General features: G+C 68.4%; 16 protein-coding genes. 12 read left to right on the top strand and 4 right to left on the bottom strand.

Translation table 11 applies throughout. The features are described from left to right. Window positions 1-7 precede the first annotated feature (7 nt). Both SZ55_RS20600 and SZ55_RS20595 read right to left on the bottom strand, forming a co-directional pair. Complete coding sequence (locus SZ55_RS20600; RefSeq protein ID WP_044410782.1) at window positions 8-1,327, bottom strand: bifunctional DedA family/phosphatase PAP2 family protein; 1,320 nt, start codon at window positions 1,325-1,327, stop codon at window positions 8-10. Beyond that, window positions 1,324-2,034 (bottom strand): DNA-3-methyladenine glycosylase, encoded by a 711-nt coding sequence (locus tag SZ55_RS20595; RefSeq protein WP_044410779.1) that lies wholly within the window; start codon window positions 2,032-2,034, stop codon window positions 1,324-1,326. Before SZ55_RS20595 ends, SZ55_RS20600 begins: the two co-directional genes overlap by 4 nt. Before the next feature lie 113 nt (window positions 2,035-2,147). Here SZ55_RS20595 and SZ55_RS20590 point away from each other — a divergent pair, with 113 nt between their 5' ends. Further along, entirely contained in the window at window positions 2,148-3,008 is an 861-nt protein-coding gene (locus SZ55_RS20590; RefSeq protein ID WP_044410778.1) for a class I SAM-dependent methyltransferase, read from the top strand. 18 nt (window positions 3,009-3,026) lie between these two features. Here the strand turns inward: SZ55_RS20590 and SZ55_RS20585 are convergent, their stop codons facing one another. Continuing rightward, window positions 3,027-4,250, bottom strand: coding sequence for an alpha/beta fold hydrolase (locus SZ55_RS20585; protein WP_044410776.1), 1,224 nt, complete (start codon window positions 4,248-4,250; stop codon window positions 3,027-3,029). A gap of 299 nt (window positions 4,251-4,549) precedes the next feature. On the opposite strand from SZ55_RS20585, the gene SZ55_RS20580 reads away from it, so the two are divergent. The 11 genes from SZ55_RS20580 to lipB all read left to right on the top strand — a co-directional run bounded on the left by SZ55_RS20580 (window position 4,550) and on the right by lipB (window position 14,658). Continuing rightward, the gene (locus SZ55_RS20580; RefSeq protein ID WP_044410774.1) at window positions 4,550-5,815 is read left to right on the top strand and encodes a glutamate-5-semialdehyde dehydrogenase; all 1,266 of its coding nucleotides are present in this window, start codon (window positions 4,550-4,552) and stop codon (window positions 5,813-5,815) included. Beyond that, the gene (gene nadD / locus SZ55_RS20575; RefSeq protein WP_044410772.1) at window positions 5,815-6,459 is read left to right on the top strand and encodes a nicotinate-nucleotide adenylyltransferase; all 645 of its coding nucleotides are present in this window, start codon (window positions 5,815-5,817) and stop codon (window positions 6,457-6,459) included. The genes SZ55_RS20580 and nadD overlap by 1 nt, the downstream gene beginning before the upstream one ends. A gap of 22 nt (window positions 6,460-6,481) precedes the next feature. Then, window positions 6,482-6,835 (top strand): ribosome silencing factor, encoded by a 354-nt coding sequence (gene rsfS, locus SZ55_RS20570; protein ID WP_044410769.1) that lies wholly within the window; start codon window positions 6,482-6,484, stop codon window positions 6,833-6,835. Window positions 6,836-6,847: 12 nt separating this feature from the next. Further along, window positions 6,848-7,315 carry a 23S rRNA (pseudouridine(1915)-N(3))-methyltransferase RlmH gene (rlmH, locus tag SZ55_RS20565; RefSeq protein WP_044410767.1) on the top strand — a complete coding sequence of 156 codons (468 nt, stop codon included), beginning with the start codon at window positions 6,848-6,850 and terminating at the stop codon, window positions 7,313-7,315. Window positions 7,316-7,324: 9 nt separating this feature from the next. Beyond that, complete coding sequence (gene mrdA / locus SZ55_RS20560) at window positions 7,325-9,226, top strand: penicillin-binding protein 2 (protein ID WP_044410764.1); 1,902 nt, start codon at window positions 7,325-7,327, stop codon at window positions 9,224-9,226. A 38-nt stretch (window positions 9,227-9,264) separates the two neighbouring features. After that, entirely contained in the window at window positions 9,265-10,368 is a 1,104-nt protein-coding gene (rodA, locus tag SZ55_RS20555; protein WP_172435039.1) for a rod shape-determining protein RodA, read from the top strand. 14 nt (window positions 10,369-10,382) lie between these two features. Then, the gene (mltB, locus tag SZ55_RS20550) at window positions 10,383-11,393 is read left to right on the top strand and encodes a lytic murein transglycosylase B (RefSeq protein ID WP_044410758.1); all 1,011 of its coding nucleotides are present in this window, start codon (window positions 10,383-10,385) and stop codon (window positions 11,391-11,393) included. 3 nt (window positions 11,394-11,396) lie between these two features. Next, window positions 11,397-12,407 carry a septal ring lytic transglycosylase RlpA family protein gene (locus tag SZ55_RS20545; RefSeq protein ID WP_044410755.1) on the top strand — a complete coding sequence of 337 codons (1,011 nt, stop codon included), beginning with the start codon at window positions 11,397-11,399 and terminating at the stop codon, window positions 12,405-12,407. Window positions 12,408-12,503: 96 nt separating this feature from the next. After that, window positions 12,504-13,667, top strand: a complete 1,164-nt coding sequence (locus tag SZ55_RS20540; RefSeq protein ID WP_044410753.1) for a D-alanyl-D-alanine carboxypeptidase family protein — start codon at window positions 12,504-12,506, stop codon at window positions 13,665-13,667. An 89-nt stretch (window positions 13,668-13,756) separates the two neighbouring features. Next, window positions 13,757-14,035, top strand: a complete 279-nt coding sequence (locus SZ55_RS20535) for a DUF493 domain-containing protein (protein WP_044410750.1) — start codon at window positions 13,757-13,759, stop codon at window positions 14,033-14,035. After that, window positions 14,035-14,658: a lipoyl(octanoyl) transferase LipB gene (lipB, locus tag SZ55_RS20530; RefSeq protein ID WP_082078305.1), complete on the top strand. Its 624-nt coding sequence runs from the start codon at window positions 14,035-14,037 to the stop codon at window positions 14,656-14,658. Before SZ55_RS20535 ends, lipB begins: the two co-directional genes overlap by 1 nt. Before the next feature lie 69 nt (window positions 14,659-14,727). Here lipB and lipA read toward each other — a convergent pair whose 3' ends face one another. Then, entirely contained in the window at window positions 14,728-15,780 is a 1,053-nt protein-coding gene (gene lipA, locus SZ55_RS20525; RefSeq protein ID WP_044410747.1) for a lipoyl synthase, read from the bottom strand. Window positions 15,781-15,846 lie beyond the last annotated feature (66 nt).

The following is a 15,846-nucleotide window of genomic DNA, read 5'->3' as shown; positions in this document are numbered from 1 at the left end:
CGCCTTCCTATTTGTAGCGATACAGGCTGAAGGCCTCCGGCAGCGCCCAGGTGGCGAAGCCGCCGAGCAGGGCCAGCGCGGCCGGCAGCAACAGCCACCAGACCCGTGGGCTAATCGCCGGCAGCGAGGCCTGGCGCTGGATCAGCGCCAGCCAACCGGCACACACGCAGCTGGCCAGCAGGGCGCCGGCGATGATGTCGGTCGGCCAGTGCACCCCGAGGTAGACCCGCGACAGCGCGATGCTGGCAGCCGGCAGGCAGGCCAGCAGCATCCAGGTCAGGCGCAGGCGCGGCGGTTGGCCACGGCCTGCCAGCACCCCCAGCACCAGGAAGAAGGCGAACGCGGCGGAGCTGTGGCCGCTGGGGAAGCTGAAGCTGCTCAGCGGTTCGGCCAGTACGTCCGGTCGGGCGCGGGCGAACAGGTGCTTGAGGGCGCCGTTGGCCAGGGCGGTGGTGATCAGCGTGCCCCCGGCGAACAGCGCGTGGCGCCATTGCCGGGCCAGGAGCAGCAGGCCGGTGATCAGCGCGCCGGCGAAGAACTGGGTGCGGAAATCGCCCAGGCGCGTCACCAGCACCGCCAGGCTGTCGAGGGTGGCCTGGCGCTGTTCCTGCACCAGCGCCATCAGGCCCTGGTCGAAGTCATGCAGCGACGACCAGCCGAAGAACAGTGCCACCAGCAGCACCAGGCTCAGGCCGGCGGCGAGCGAGGTGGCCCAGCGCTTGTGCCGCAGGCTGCCCTGGACGATCAGGCCGATCATCACCAGCACCGCGACCACCACCACGGCGGCCTCGCTCCAGAACCCCTCCGGCAACGGCAGGCGCAAGGCCGCCCCGGTGGCCCAGCCGGGCAGCAGGTAGGCCACGGACCAGCCGGCCGCCGCCACCAGGCTGACGGCGATGAAGCGCGGCAGCGGCATGTCCAGCATGCCGGCCACCATGGGCAGCATGGGCCGCAGCGGGCCGATGAAGCGCCCCACCAGCAGGCTGGCCACGCCGTAGCGCTGGAAATAGGTCTCGGCCCCGGCCAGCCACTCCGGGTGGTGGCGCAAACCGGGTAGCCGGCGGATGTTCTGGTGGAAGCGCCGCCCCAGTCCATAGGAGATGGCGTCTCCCAGCAGGCCGCCGAGGTAGCCCAGCAGCAGCGTCTCGCCCAGGCCCAGGGCGCCGCTGCCGGCCAGGGCCGCCACGGCGAACAGCAGCACGGTGCCGGGCACGATGATGCCGGCGATGGCCAGGCATTCGACGCAGGCGATGGTGAAGATGGCCAGGCCCAACCATTGCGGGTTGGCGCTGAGCCAGTCGGTGATGGCGTGCAGCCATTCGGTCATGCGGGCGTTCCTTCGATCAGGTGGTAGTGCTCGCCTTCGACCTGCCCCCGGCGCAACGGGTTGCGCGTGCAGTGGCGGGCGTAGGTGGCGTCGACGAAGCGGTAGGGCAGGTGCTCGTCGCGGCCGCTGGGGATGCCGAGGCGGGTGGTCTGGATGATGGCGGTGGGGCGTGCGCCCGTGTCGTCGACGAACAGCCGGGCGGGGTCGAAGCGTTGTGCGTCCCAGTCCGGCACCTTCAGCCCCAGCGCCTTGCACAGCAGCGTCTGACCGTTGCAGAGGCGCTCGGGCGGGCGCGGGCGACCCTGGGCATCGGGGTTGTTGGCCTGCATCACGGCCATGGCCTCGGGGCCGGACACGGCATCCACCCAGGGGTAGGCGGATTTGATCAGCACCGCGTTGCCGGGCCCCTGGGCGCTGAAGTTCAGCGAGTCGCCACCCCGGGCGTAATACATGTAGATGTGGCCGCCATCGAGGAACAGCGCCCGGCGCTTCTCGGTGTAGCCGAGGGAGGCGTGGCTGCCTTTCTCGGCCAGGTAATAGGCTTCGGTCTCGATGATGCGGGCCGACAGCCAGCGCCCGTTGACGCGGTGGCGGATGACCTTGCCCAGCAACTCACGGGCCAGCAGTTGTGCGTCGCGGTCGAAGAACCCGTCCGCCAGGGGGCGGGCGCCGGGCCAGGGCAAACTTAGGGTGGGATCGTCGGGCATGGGCTGTTGGTGGGCTATGGCTCGGAATAGGCTGGCGATTATACGGAAGCCCCGCTTGATCGAAGCTGAACGGCGGGGCGGGAACACACCCAGAAAAACAATAAGAGCCCGCCATGCCCCGAGCCGTTCGCGCCGACAGTGCCCACATCACCCCCAGTGCCCATTACACCGGCTACGTCTGGTACCGCCATCGCCTGGCCGAGGCGCCCTTTGCCACGGCGTTCGGGCGCTGGGTCCACGGCGCGCTCAGCCCCATCGCCTGGGGCGCGCGAGCGCTGTTCGGGCTGGACATCGAGCAGCTCCTGCTGCAGCGCCACCTGCTGATCGACGCCCGCCTGGAGCAGGCGATCCGCGACGAGGGCGTGGTGCAGGTGGTGGAGATCGCCTGCGGGCTGTCGCCCCGAGGGCGGCGTTTCTGCCTGCGCCATCCGCAGTTGCGCTACCTGGAGGCGGACCTGCCGCCGATGGCCGCGCGCAAGCGCCTGCTGCTGCATGCCGAAGGCTGGCTGAACAGCCGTCACCAGGTGCGTGCGGTGGACATCCTTGCCGGGGAGGGCGCCCAAGGGCTGGAGGCGCTGTTCTCCGGGCTGGATACCGGGCTGCCGGTGGTGGTGATCACCGAGGGGCTGGTGAACTACTTCCAGTTGCCGGTGATCGAGGGCTTCTGGCGGCGCCTGGCCGAGCAGATGCGCCGCTTCCCCCGCGCCACCTACCTCACCGACCTCTACCCGGACCTGCGCGAGCACCCGCGCTACCGCCAGGTGCGCTGGGGCGTCGGGTTGGTGGGGCGGCTCACGCGTGGGCACTACCCGCTGCACTACCGCAGTGCCGAGGCCATCGTCGAGGGCTTTTCCGCCTGCGGTTTCGACCGGGTCTCGGTGCTGGACCCGGCTGAACAGGGGGCCGGGCTTGGTTTGCCACCCGGGCGCTGGCCTGCCCTGGTGCGGGTGGTGGAGGCTCGCACCGGGGCCTGAGCCCCGGTGGCCTGCCCGTCAGGCGGCGGCCGCCAGTTGCGCCGGGCGAACGTGCTCAGCTAGGGCGGTGCTGGCGGCGGCGTCCATGTGGGTGAACACCAGGGACAGTGCGTCACCGGCCTGGCGCAGGGGCAGCAGGTCCAGCATTGGCAGGCCCTCCATCGCCAGTTGCCAGCCCCGTACCGGCAACCCCGTCGGGAATGCGGCCTGCAGGCGGGCACCGAAGAAGCCCAGCTCCTGAACCTCCACGGTGAAGCTGCCCAGCTCGGCGTGGTGCAGCCACCCGGCACGCTGGGCCGGCGCGAGTCGGGGCTCCTGGCGGCGCTCCACCTCATTGAGGCGGCTTCGGGCCAGACGGGTCGCGCCGATGGGTGCGGCTGGCAACGCCTGGTCGAGGAAGAAGGGGCGGTACAGCTGGGCGCAGGCGTCGCGTCGCTCGAACTGGGCGAGGTGGTCGCCGTCGTGGATCAGCGCGCAGTCGGCCTGGGTGCAGGCGGCGGCGAAGGCGGCGTGCTCCCAGGGCTGGGTGAAGTGGTCGAACTCGCCGGCCAGCACCAGGGTCGGGCAGCTGGGGTAGTGCGTGAACCCGGCGAAGTCCAGCAGGCGGCGGCTGTTCTGCCGGTAGCGCTCGCGCTCGGCGCCGGTCAGGCGTTGCAGCTGGCGCAGCATGGCCTTGCGAAAGCCGGGGCTGATGCCGGTGCGTTCCAGCCGCAGCGGGTTGATCAGGCCGGTCAGCGAACCCTGGGCGAACTCCGCCAGGCGCTCCTCTTCCAGCAGGTGCAGGCTCTCCTCCAGCAGGGCGCGGGCGCCGGGGCGGCCGAAGGTGGTCACGCCCGCCAGCAGCAGGCGTGCACAGCGCTGGGGATGGCGGCTGGCGAACAGCGCTGCCAGGGCCGAGCCGTAGGACAGGCCGATGGGCATCAGCGGCGGCAGCGCGAGGGCCTCGGCGAAGTCGGCGATCAGGTCGGCCAGCGCCTCCAGCCCCAGTTCCGGGGCCAGTTGCAGGTTGCCGCCCTGGCCGGGCAGGTCGAGGAGGATCACGGGGTGGTGCTCCAGCAGTTCCTCCACCTCGGCGGCGAAGGAGCGGAAGCTCTGGAACGCACCTCCCAGCATCAGGACGGGAGGGCGGGTGTCGTGGGCGTTGCGGGACCAGGCCTGGTAATGCAGGCGCCAGGGCCCTGTTTCGAGGACGGACGGGGGGGTGCCGAGCTGGTCGGCGTGGTAACCGGTGCGGTAATGCATGGCGATTCTCCGGCGCTCGGGCGCCTTGTCGTTGTTCTCGCCGCGGTTCGGGGCGCGGTGGCACGCTTTGAAGGTAAACACCGGTGACGATTTTGTTTACCCATCCTTCGGGCGGGTTCGGTGGGGGGCGGTGTGGCCGGGTGTCACCGTCTCGCCCCGGCCTGCCTGGCCTGGGCGTTCGGGTGGGGTTCGCCGGGGCGCCGGAACGGGCTGTCTACCATCCGCCCGGCGCCGCTGGGCGGCGGCGGCGCGCGCGGGCTATAATCGCCCACTTTTCCCAACCGCCAGACGCCGAGACCATGACCGAGTCCGTTCTCGATTACATGACCCGCCTGGGCCGCGCCGCGCGCGCCGCCTCGCGCGTGGCCGCCCGTGCCAGCACCGCGCAGAAGAACCGCGCCCTGCTGGCCGCCGCCGATGCCCTGGACGCCGCCCGTGCGGAGCTGTCCGCTGCCAACGAGCTGGACCTGGCCAATGGCCGGGCCAACGGCCTGGAGCCAGCCATGCTGGACCGCCTGGCGCTCACCCCGGCACGCATCGACGACATGATCGAGGGCCTGCGCCAGGTGGCCGGGCTGCCGGACCCGATCGGCGAGATCCGCGACATGCGCTACCTGCCCTCCGGCATCCAGGTGGGCAAGATGCGCGTGCCGCTCGGTGTGATCGGCATCATCTACGAGTCGCGCCCGAACGTGACCATCGACGCGGCCAGCCTGTGCCTGAAGTCGGGCAACGCCACCATCCTGCGCGGCGGCTCCGAGGCCATCCACTCCAACCAGGCCATCGCCCGCTGCATCCAGCAGGGCCTGGCGGACGCCGGCCTGCCCGCCGAGCTGGTGCAGGTGGTGGAAACCACCGACCGCGCCGCCGTGGGCGCGCTGATCAGCATGCCGGAGTACGTTGACGTGATCGTCCCCCGTGGCGGCAAAGGCCTGATCGAGCGCATCAGCCGCGACGCCAAGGTGCCGGTGATCAAGCACCTGGACGGCATCTGCCACGTCTACATCGACGTCGCCGCCGACATCGACAAGGCCATCCGCGTGGCGGACAACGCCAAGACCCAGCGCTACGCGCCTTGCAACACCATGGAGACCCTGCTGGTGCACCGCAGCATCGCCGAGCGCGTGCTGCCGCCGCTGGCCGCCATCTACCGCGACAAGGGCGTCGAGCTGCGTGGCGATGCGGCCACCCGCGCGCTGCTGGGCAGCGACGTGCTGGAGGCGACCGAGGACGACTGGCGCACCGAGTACAACGCGCCGATCCTGTCCATCCGCATCGTCGATGGGCTGGAGCAGGCCATCGAGCACATCAACACCTACGGCTCGCAACACACCGACGCGATCATCACCGAGAACTTCAGTGATGCGCGGCGCTTCCTCACCGAGGTGGATTCCGCCTCGGTGATGGTGAATGCCTCCACCCGCTTCGCCGACGGCTTCGAGTACGGCCTGGGCGCGGAGATCGGCATCTCCACCGACAAGCTGCACGCACGCGGCCCGGTCGGCCTGGAAGGGCTGACCAGCGAGAAGTACGTGGTCTTCGGCGACGGGCATATCCGCACCTGATGAGCCAGCGTATCGGCCTCTTCGGCGGCACCTTCGACCCGGTCCACATCGGCCATCTGCGGGGCGCCCTCGAGGTGGCTGAGCTGATGGCGTTCGACCAGCTGCGCCTGATCCCCAGCGCCCGCCCGCCGCACCGCGAGGCGCCGCAGGTGTCGGCGGACGACCGGCTGGCGATGGTGGAGCTGGCGGTGGCCGACCTGCCGCCGCTGCGGGTGGACGACCGCGAGCTGCGCCGCGAGCGGCCGTCCTGGACCATCGACACCCTGGAGTCGCTGCGCGCCGAAGTGGGCGAGTCCGACCAGTTGTTCCTGATGCTCGGCTGGGACGCCTTCTGCGGCTTGCCGGGCTGGCACCGCTGGGAAGAGTTGCTGAACCACTGCCACATCCTGGTGCTGCAGCGGCCGGATGCGGACGCCGAGCCGCCCGAGGAGCTGCGCGACCTGCTGGCGGCGCGCAGCGTGGCCGATCCCCTGGGCCTGAGCGGGCCTGGCGGGCAGATTTCATTCGTCTGGCAGTCCCCGCTGGCGGTTTCCGCCACGCAGGTCCGCCAGTTGCTGGCCGACGGGCGCTCGGTGCGCTTCCTTGTGCCCGACGCGGTGCTGGCCTATATCCACGCGCACGGCCTGTACCGTGCGGCGAACTGATTCATCCGAGGTAATTGAACCGATGCAAAACGAAGAACTGGTCAAGATCGCCCTCGCGGCGCTTGAAGACATGAAGGCCCAGGACATCACCACCATCGATGTACGCGGCAAGACCAGCGTCACCGACTTCATGGTGATCGCCAGCGGCTCCTCCAGCCGCCACGTCAAGTCCCTGGCGGAGAACGTGCTGGAGAAGGTCAAGGAAAACGGCGTGCGCGCCCTGGGCAGCGAAGGCCTGGACGGCGGCGAGTGGGCCCTGCTGGACCTGGGGGATGTGGTCGTGCACGTGATGCAGGTCGCCACCCGCCAGTTCTACGACCTGGAGCGCCTGTGGCAGGGCGCCGAGCAGAGCCGCGCCCAGCATCCCCAGGAATAACGGAGCACCGCCTTGCGTCTGCGTCTGATCGCCGTCGGCTCACGCATGCCCCGCTGGGTGGAGGAGGGCTGGAACGAGTACGCCAAGCGCCTGCCGTCCGAGCTGTCCCTCGACCTGGTGGAGATCCCCCTGACCACGCGCGGCAAGAATGCCGACGTGGCGCGGATGATCCGCCAGGAAGGCGAGGCGATGCTGGCCAAGGTCCAGCCTGGGGAACGCATCGTCACCCTGGAAGTCGAAGGGCGCGCCTGGAGCACCGAGCAACTGGCTGCCGAGCTCGACCGCTGGCGCCTCGATGCGCGCACCGTGAACCTCATGGTGGGCGGCCCCGAGGGGTTGGCACCTGAGGTTTGCGCGCGCAGCGAGCAGCGCTGGTCGCTGTCGCCGCTGACCTTGCCGCACCCGCTCGTGCGGATCCTGGTGGGCGAGCAGATCTACCGCGCCTGGACCGTGCTCTCCGGGCACCCCTATCACAAGTAAGCCGTACCGATGCCGCAACCGATCCGCCTGAAGGACCACGAGAAGGATGCCCGCCTGGTGCGTCGGCGCGTCGTGGTGGGCGCCGTTGCGGTGCTGCTGCTGACCTGCACGCTGATCGCCCGCCTGTATTACCTGCAGGTGATCCAGTACGAGTACCACTCCACGCTGTCGGAAAATAACCGGGTGCACGTGCAGCCGATCCCGCCGACACGGGGGCTGATCTTCGACCGCAACGGCCTGATCATCGCCGACAACCGCCCCAGCTTCAGCCTCACCGTGACCCGCGAGCGCGCCGGCGACTGGAAGAGCGTGCTGGACGTGATCGTCGAGGTGCTGGAGCTGACGCCGGACGACCGGGCGCTGTTCGAGAAGCGCATGAAGCAGGGCCGGCGCCCCTTCGAACCGGTGCCGGTGCTGTTCGAGCTGACCGAAGAGCAGATCGCCCGCATCGCGGTGAACCAGTTCCGCCTGCCCGGCGTGGAGGTGGCGGCCCAGCTGGTGCGCCACTACCCGCAGGGTGCGCACTTCGCCCACTCGGTGGGCTACGTCGGGCGGATCAACGAGAAGGAGCTCAAGGAGCTCGACCCGATCAACTACAGCGGCACCCACCACATCGGCAAGACCGGCATCGAGCGCTTCTACGAAGACACGCTGCACGGCGAAGTGGGTTACGAGGAAGTCGAGACCAACGCCCGTGGCCGTGTGCTGCGGGTGCTCAAGCGCACCGACCCGAAGCCCGGCAAGGACCTGGTGCTGACCCTCGACGCACACCTGCAGGAAGCGGCGGAGAACGCGCTGGGTGGGCGCCGTGGCGCCATCGTGGCCATCGAGCCCTCCAGCGGCGACGTGCTGGCCATGGTCAGCCAGCCGAGCTTCGACCCGAACCCCTTCGTCACCGGCATCAGCTTCAAGCAGTACGCCGAGCTGCGCGACTCCATCGACCGGCCGCTGTACAACCGTGTGCTGCGCGGGCTCTACCCGCCGGGTTCGACGGTCAAGCCGATGGTGGCGGTGTCCGGCCTCGAGGCCGGGGTCGTGACGCCGGATTCGCGGGTGTTCGACCCGGGCTATTACCAACTGCCCAACTACGACCACAAGTACCGCAACTGGAACCGCTCTGGTGACGGCTGGGTGAACCTGGAGACCGCGATCATGCGGTCCAACGACACCTACTTCTACGACCTTGCCCACAAGATGGGCATTGATCGCCTGCACAAGTCCATGAGCCGCTTCGGCTTCGGCCAGAAGGTGGCGCTGGACATGTTCGAGGAAACGCCGGGCCTGATGCCTTCCCGCGACTGGAAGCGTGCGCGCTATCGCCAGGCCTGGTTCCCGGGGGAGACGCTGATCCTCGGCATCGGCCAGGGCTACATGCAGGCCACGCCGTTGCAGCTGGCCCAGGCCACCGCGCTGATGGCCAGCCGTGGCAAGTGGATCCGCCCGCACCTGGCCAAGAGCATCGGCGGTGAGCTGCCGGTGGACGAGAACCCGATGCCCGACATCACCCTGCGCGACCCGAAGTACTGGGACTACGCACGTTCCGGCATGGAGCAGGTGGTGCACGGCGCGCGAGGCACCGCCCGCAAGGTCGGCGACACCTCGGTCTACCGCATCGCCGGCAAGTCTGGTACCGCCCAGGTGGTGGCCATCAAGCAGGGCGAGAAGTACGACCGCTCGAAGGTCCAGGAGCGCCACCGCGACCACGCGCTGTTCATCGGCTTCGCCCCCGCTGACGACCCCAGGATCGCCGTGGCGGTGATGGTGGAGAACGGTGAGTCCGGCTCCGGGGTGGCGGCGCCGGTGGTCAAGCAGGTGATGGACGCCTGGCTGCTCGGCCCGGATGGCCAGCTCAAGCCTGAATTCCGTCCCGCAGGCGCGCCTGCGACCGCTGATGCGAGTGTTCGCCGATGAACAGCAACTTCGACCGCACCCTGTCCAACGAAGACGTGATGCGCCGCCGGGCCAGCCTGCTGCAGCGCCTGCACATCGACGGCCAGTTGCTGCTCCTGTTGCTGCTGCTGGCAGTGGGCAGCCTGTTCGTCCTCTATTCCGCCAGCGGCAAGCACTGGGACCTGCTGATGAAGCAGGCCTCGTCCTTCGGCATCGGGCTGGCGGCCATGTGCGCCATCGCCCAGTTCGAGCCACGCTTCCTCGCCCGCTGGGTGCCCCTGGGCTATGCCGGCGGCGTGCTGTTGCTGGTGGCGGTGGACGTGATGGGCCACAACGCGATGGGCGCGACCCGCTGGATCAACATCCCCGGGGTGATCCGCTTCCAGCCGGCGGAATTCATGAAGATCCTCATGCCGGCGATGATCGCCTGGTACCTGTCCAAGCGGACCTTGCCGCCCAAGCTCAAGCACATCGTGGTCAGCCTGGCGCTGATCGCCGTGCCCTTCGTGCTGGTGGTGCGCCAGCCGGACCTGGGCACGGCGCTGCTGATCCTGGCCTCGGGGGCCTTCGTGCTGTTCATGGCCGGCCTGCAGTGGCGCTGGATCCTCGGCGCGGTGGCGGCGGTGGTCCCGGTGGCGGTGGGCATGTGGTACTTCGTGATGCACGACTACCAGAAGCAGCGCGTGCTGACCTTCCTCGACCCCGAGAGCGACCCGCTGGGCACGGGCTGGAACATCATCCAGTCCAAGGCGGCCATCGGGTCCGGCGGGGTGTTCGGCAAGGGCTGGCTGCTGGGTACCCAGTCGCACCTGGATTTTTTGCCCGAAAGCCACACGGACTTTATCATTGCCGTCCTCGGCGAAGAGTTCGGGCTCGTGGGCATCTGCATCCTGTTGCTGGTCTACCTGCTGCTGATCGGGCGCGGGCTGGTCATCACCGCCCAGGCCCAGACGCTGTTCGGCAAGCTGCTGGCGGGCAGCCTGACCATGACCTTCTTCGTCTACGTATTCGTCAACATCGGCATGGTCAGCGGTCTGCTGCCGGTCGTGGGGGTACCCCTTCCCTTCATCAGCTACGGTGGCACCCACCTGGTGACGCTGCTGTCGGGCTTCGGGATTTTGATGGCGGTCCATACCCATCGCAAATGGATCGCTCAGGTTTGAAACGAGTGGAAGCATTGAACGTACTGCGTAGCTGGATGGTGCAAGGCGCCGCCGGAATCGGCCTGGCAGGCCTGCTGGGCCTCGCCGGCCCGGCATCGGCAGGGGATTACGACGGCAGCCCGCAGGTCGCCGAGTTCGTCTCGGAGATGACCCGCGACTACGGCTTCGCCGGGGAGCAACTGGTCGCCCTGTTCCGCGAGGTGCAGCGCAAGCAGGCCATCCTCGATGCGATCTCGCGCCCGGCCGAGCGGGTCAAGCCGTGGAAGGAATACCGGCCGATCTTCATCACCGATGCTCGCATCCAGAAGGGCGTGGCGTTCTGGAACCAGCACGCCGAGGCCCTGGCCCGTGCGGAGCAGGAGTACGGCGTGCCGGCCCAGGTGATCGTCGCCATCATCGGCGTCGAGACCTTCTACGGCGGTAACACCGGCAGCTACCGGGTGATGGATGCGCTGTCCACTCTGGGCTTCGACTACCCGCCCCGTGCGGACTTCTTCCGCAAGCAGCTCAAGGAGTTCCTGCTGCTGGCCCGTGAAGAGCAGATCGATCCGCTCAGCGTGAAAGGCTCCTACGCCGGCGCCATGGGCCTGCCGCAGTTCATGCCGAGCAGCTTCCGTGCCTATGCCGTGGATTTCGACGGCGACGGCCACATCGACATCTGGGGCAACCCGGTGGACGCCATCGGTAGCGTCGCCAGCTACTTCAAGCGCCATGGCTGGGTCGCCGGTGCACAGGTGGTCAGCCGCGCCCAGGTGCGTGGCGAGCAGGCCGAACAGGGCCTGAGCGAAGGCCTGGAACCGACGAAAAGCGTGGGTGAACTGCGTGCCCTGGGCTGGGCAAGCGGCGATGCCTTGCGCGATGATCTCGCGGTCACTGCGTTCAAGCTCGACGGCGCCGATGGCCTGGAGTACTGGATGGGGCTTCCCAACTTCTACGTGATCACCCGCTACAATCGCAGCGCGATGTATGCCATGGCGGTGCATCAGCTTTCCGAATCCCTGGTCAAAGCGCGGGGCGGGCGTTAATCCATGCGGTCTCTTCCGATCCGAATTGCCACCTACGGCACCCTGGCCCTGTTGCTGGCCAGCTGTTCCAGCAGCCGCAGCCCCCAGTACACCCAGCCGGGCGGCCAGATCTCCGGCCCCGGTGACTACTCCCGCCCGCACAGGGACGGCGCGCCCTGGTGGGACGTGGACGTCTCGCGCATCCCCGACGCGGTGCCGATGCCCCACTACGGCAGCATCAAGGCCAACCCCTACACCGTGATGGGCAAGACCTATTACCCGATGGCCGACGCCCGCCGCTACCAGGCCGTGGGCACCGCCTCCTGGTACGGCACCAAGTTCCACGGCCAGGCCACCGCCAACGGCGAGGCCTATGACCTCTATGGCATGACCGCCGCCCACAAGACCCTGCCGCTGCCCAGCTACGTCCGCGTGACCAACCTGGAGAACGGCCGCAGCGTGATCCTGCGGGTCAACGACCGCGGGCCGTTCTACTCCGACCGCATCATCGACCTGTCCTTCGCCGCAGCGAAGAAGCTCGGCTATGCCGAGGTCGGTACCGCGCGGGTGAAGGTCGAGGGCATCGACCCCCATGAGTGGTGGGCTGCCCAGGGGCGTCCGGTGCCGATGGTGCTGGCCCAGCCGCAGCAGGTGGCCAAGCCCCAGCCAGCGCCTGCTGCCCAGGCGCCCATCGTGGCCGCCTCCACGGTCGAGCAGTACACCCCGCCGCCGGAGCAGCACGCCGCTGCCGTGCTGCCGGTGCAGATCGACTCAAAAAAAAACGCTTCACTCGGAGCCTCTGGCCTGTATCTCCAGGTTGGCGCCTTCGCCAATCCGGACGCTGCGGAACTCCTGAAGGACAAGCTCAGCTCGATGGTGGCTGCCCCGGTGTTCATCAGCTCGGTGGCCCGCAACCAGCAGATCTTGCATCGGGTGCGCCTGGGGCCGATCGACACCCAGGGTGAAGCCCAGCAGCTCCAGGACAGCATCAGGCTGGCGAACCTGGGTCAACCGACCCTGGTCAAACCGGACTGACGCCGGATGGCGGACCCGGAGCAGTGCGCGGTTCCGGGGTCGCCCTCCTTCTTCCCGCAAGGGACTGTTTCACCTTCAACCAATTCAGAGAGACGGATGAACATCATCAGCTTCGCGAAACGCCTCCTACTGCCAGCCGCTCTGCTCATCGCCATGCCGGTGTCGCAGGCCGCCGAGCAGATCCTTCCCGCCCCCCCGCAACTGGCTGCCAAGTCCTATGTGCTGATGGACGCGCAGAGCGGCCAGGTGCTGGTGGAGAACAACGGTGACGAGCGCCTGCCGCCCGCCAGCCTGACCAAGCTGATGACCGCCTACATCGCCACCCTGGAGATCCGCAAGGGCCAGATCGGCGAGAACGACCCGGTCACCATCAGCGAGCACGCCTGGCGCACCGGCGGCTCCCGCATGTTCGTCAAGGTCAACACCCAGGTGGCCCTGAGCGACCTGCTGCACGGCATCATCATCCAGTCCGGCAACGACGCCAGCGTCGCGGTGTCCGAGCACATCGCCGGCAGCGAAGACGCCTTCGCCGACATGATGAACACCACGGCGGAAAAGCTGGGCATGAAGAACAGCCACTTCATGAACGCCACCGGCCTGCCCAATCCGGAGCACTACTCCTCTGCCCACGACATGGCCCTGCTGGCCCGCGCGATCATCTACGAGGACCCGGCCCACTACGCCATCTACTCCCAGAAGGAGTTCTTCTGGAACAACATCAAGCAGCCCAACCGCAACCTGCTGCTGTGGCGTGACAAGACCGTCGACGGCCTGAAGACCGGCCACACCGACGAGGCCGGCTACTGCCTGGTGGCCTCCGCCGTGCGTGACAACCAGCGCCTGATCGCCGTGGTGTTCGGCACCAACAGCGAGCAGGCCCGCGCCGCCGAGACCCAGAAGCTGCTGACCTACGGCTTCCGCTTCTTCGAGACCAAGACCTTCTATCAGAAGGGCACCGAGCTGGCCAAAGCCCAGGTCTGGAAGGGCACCGCCCGCGAAGTGAAGGCCGGCCTGGCCAACGACCTGACCATGACCCTGCCGAAGGGCCAGCTGCAGAAGCTGCAGGCCGCCATGACCCTGTCGCCCCAACTGGTCGCCCCGATTAAGCAGGGTGACGTGATCGGCAAGGTCGAGGTGAAGCTGGACGACAAGGTGGTGCACAGCGCCGACCTGGTTGCCCTGGAAGCTGTCGAGGAGGGTGGTTTCTTCCGCCGCCTGTGGGATAGCATCCGCCTGTTCTTCTTCGGCCTGTTCAACTGAGCCGATCCCTCCACTGACCCAGTGCCGAAGCCCCGTACTCCGCCCGGAGACGGGGCTTCCGCCTCGCGGACTACGGGTCCGCCGCCGCCATGACCGATACCGACGTACAAGCCCCGAAAATCGAATTCCCCTGCGAGCGCTACCCGATCAAGGTGATCGGCGATGCCGGTGAAGGCTTCGCCGACCTGGTGATCGAAGTGATCCAGCGCCACGCCCCCGACCTCGATGTCACCACCCTGGTGGCCCGCGACAGCCGCAACGGTCGCTTCCTCTCCGTGCAGGTGCTGATCACCGCCACCAGCGTCGACCAGCTGCAGGCGATCCACGTCGACCTGCGCGCCACCGGCCGCGTGCACATGGTGCTGTAGTGGCGCCCGAGCTGATCGTGCGTCGCCTCGGGCTGGTCGAGTACCTGCCCACCTTCGAGGCGATGCGCCGCCTGACGGCAGAGCGTAACGAGCAGACGCCCGACGAGATCTGGCTGCTGCAGCACCCCCAGGTGTTCACCCAGGGCCAGGCCGGCAAGGCCGAGCACCTGCTGGCACCGGGGGACATCCCGGTGATCCAGGTGGACCGGGGTGGCCAGGTGACCTACCACGGCCCTGGCCAGCTGGTGGCCTACCTGATGCTGGACCTGCGCCGCCTCGGCCTCGGTGTGCGTGAGCTGGTCACCGCCATGGAGCAGAGCCTGGTGGACGTGCTGGCCACCTACGGCATCGAGGCGGCCCCCAAGGCCGACGCGCCGGGCGTCTACGTGAACGGCGGCAAGATCGCCTCGCTGGGTCTGCGGGTCAGTCGTGGCTGTTCCTTCCACGGCCTGGCACTGAACGTCGACATGGACATGTCGCCCTTCTGGCGCATCAACCCCTGTGGCTATGCCGGGCTGAAGATGGTCCAGCTGAAGGACCTGCTGGCGCAGCCCGCGCCCTTCGACGAGGTGGCGGAGCGTCTGGAGCAGGCCCTGCGTGTCCGGCTCGGCTACGCCGGCTGACCTCATTGCCGTTGACATGAAAAAGCCCCCGCCGGCCTGCGCCGACGGGGGCTTTTTACTGAGCGCGGATCAGTTCAGGTTGAGGGCCGGGATCAGGCTCTCGTCGGTGGACTGGCCGGGAACCGGTACCGGCGCCGCGAGGCCCAGGTTGTTCTTCTCGAATACGCGGTCGGCGCGGTAGCTGGAGCGCACCAGCGGGCCGGCGGCGACCTCCATGAAGCCCTTCTCCAGGCCGATGTCGCGGAAGCGGTTGAACTCTTCCGGGCTGACCCAGCGCTGCACCGGCAGGTGGTTGCGGGTCGGCTGCAGGTACTGGCCGAGGGTGAGGATGTCGACACCGATGGCGCGCAGGTCGTCCATGGTCTCGATGATTTCCTCATCGGTCTCGCCGAGGCCCAGCATCAGGCTGGTCTTGGTCAGGACCGACGGGCGATGGCGCTTGGCGTGGGCCAGCACGTCGAGGGTCTTCTCGTAGCCGGCGCGGGGGTCACGGACGATGTGGGTGAGGCGCTTCACCGTCTCGACGTTCTGGGCGAACACTTCCAGCCCCGAATCCACCACGCGCTCGATGGACGGCAGGTCGCCGTCGAAGTCCGGCGTCAGCGCCTCGACCACCACCTGGGGGGTGCGCTCCTTGATGGCGCGCACGCAGGCGGCGTAGTGACTGGCGCCGCCGTCGTCGAGGTCATCGCGGTCCACCGAGGTCAGCACGATGTAGCGCAGGGCCATCAGCTCGACGGATTTGGCGGTGTTCTGCGGCTCTTCCAGGTCCAGCCAGCCGTTGGGGTTGCCGGTGTCCACGGCGCAGAAGCGGCAGGCCCGGGTGCACACCGAGCCCATCAGCATGATGGTGGCGGTGCCGTTGGACCAGCATTCGCCCATGTTCGGGCAGTGGGATTCCTGGCACACGGTGCTCAGGCGGTGTTCGCCGACGTTGCGCTTGACCGCCTCGAAGCGGCTGCCACCGGGTGCCTTGACCCGCAGCCACTTGGGCTTGGGTTCGAACACCTGCGGCTCGGCGGAGTTGCGGCGCTTCTGGCCGTCCTTGATTGCGGTGATCCCCTGGGCCGTACGGAACTTCTCGCCACTGGCGACGGGTTTGGACGGGCTGGTATCGGACATCGGACGGGCTCCGCTAGAGGCTGATCAGGCTGCCGCAGGGGGCAAGGAGGGTGGCGGATTCTACCA

It is taken from the genome of Pseudomonas sp. FeS53a (genome assembly GCF_000931385.1).
Classification (GTDB): Bacteria; Pseudomonadota; Gammaproteobacteria; order Pseudomonadales; family Pseudomonadaceae; genus Metapseudomonas; species Metapseudomonas otitidis.
This window is presented reverse-complemented; position numbering and strand designations above follow the sequence as displayed.

What these genes read in the sequence shown, in the direction of transcription:
- SZ55_RS20600 (WP_044410782.1), bottom strand. Translation starts at nt 1,327, where the DNA reads ATGACCGAATGGCTGCACGCCATCACCGACTGGCTCAGCGCCAACCCG.
- SZ55_RS20595 (WP_044410779.1), bottom strand. Translation starts at nt 2,034, where the DNA reads ATGCCCGACGATCCCACCCTAAGTTTGCCCTGGCCCGGCGCCCGCCCC.
- SZ55_RS20590 (WP_044410778.1), top strand. Translation starts at nt 2,148, where the DNA reads ATGCCCCGAGCCGTTCGCGCCGACAGTGCCCACATCACCCCCAGTGCC.
- SZ55_RS20585 (WP_044410776.1), bottom strand. Translation starts at nt 4,250, where the DNA reads ATGCATTACCGCACCGGTTACCACGCCGACCAGCTCGGCACCCCCCCG.
- SZ55_RS20580 (WP_044410774.1), top strand. Translation starts at nt 4,550, where the DNA reads ATGACCGAGTCCGTTCTCGATTACATGACCCGCCTGGGCCGCGCCGCG.
- nadD (WP_044410772.1), top strand. Translation starts at nt 5,815, where the DNA reads ATGAGCCAGCGTATCGGCCTCTTCGGCGGCACCTTCGACCCGGTCCAC.
- rsfS (WP_044410769.1), top strand. Translation starts at nt 6,482, where the DNA reads ATGCAAAACGAAGAACTGGTCAAGATCGCCCTCGCGGCGCTTGAAGAC.
- mrdA (WP_044410764.1), top strand. Translation starts at nt 7,325, where the DNA reads ATGCCGCAACCGATCCGCCTGAAGGACCACGAGAAGGATGCCCGCCTG.
- rodA (WP_172435039.1), top strand. Translation starts at nt 9,265, where the DNA reads ATGCGCCGCCGGGCCAGCCTGCTGCAGCGCCTGCACATCGACGGCCAG.
- SZ55_RS20545 (WP_044410755.1), top strand. Translation starts at nt 11,397, where the DNA reads ATGCGGTCTCTTCCGATCCGAATTGCCACCTACGGCACCCTGGCCCTG.
- SZ55_RS20540 (WP_044410753.1), top strand. Translation starts at nt 12,504, where the DNA reads ATGAACATCATCAGCTTCGCGAAACGCCTCCTACTGCCAGCCGCTCTG.
- SZ55_RS20535 (WP_044410750.1), top strand. Translation starts at nt 13,757, where the DNA reads ATGACCGATACCGACGTACAAGCCCCGAAAATCGAATTCCCCTGCGAG.
- lipA (WP_044410747.1), bottom strand. Translation starts at nt 15,780, where the DNA reads ATGTCCGATACCAGCCCGTCCAAACCCGTCGCCAGTGGCGAGAAGTTC.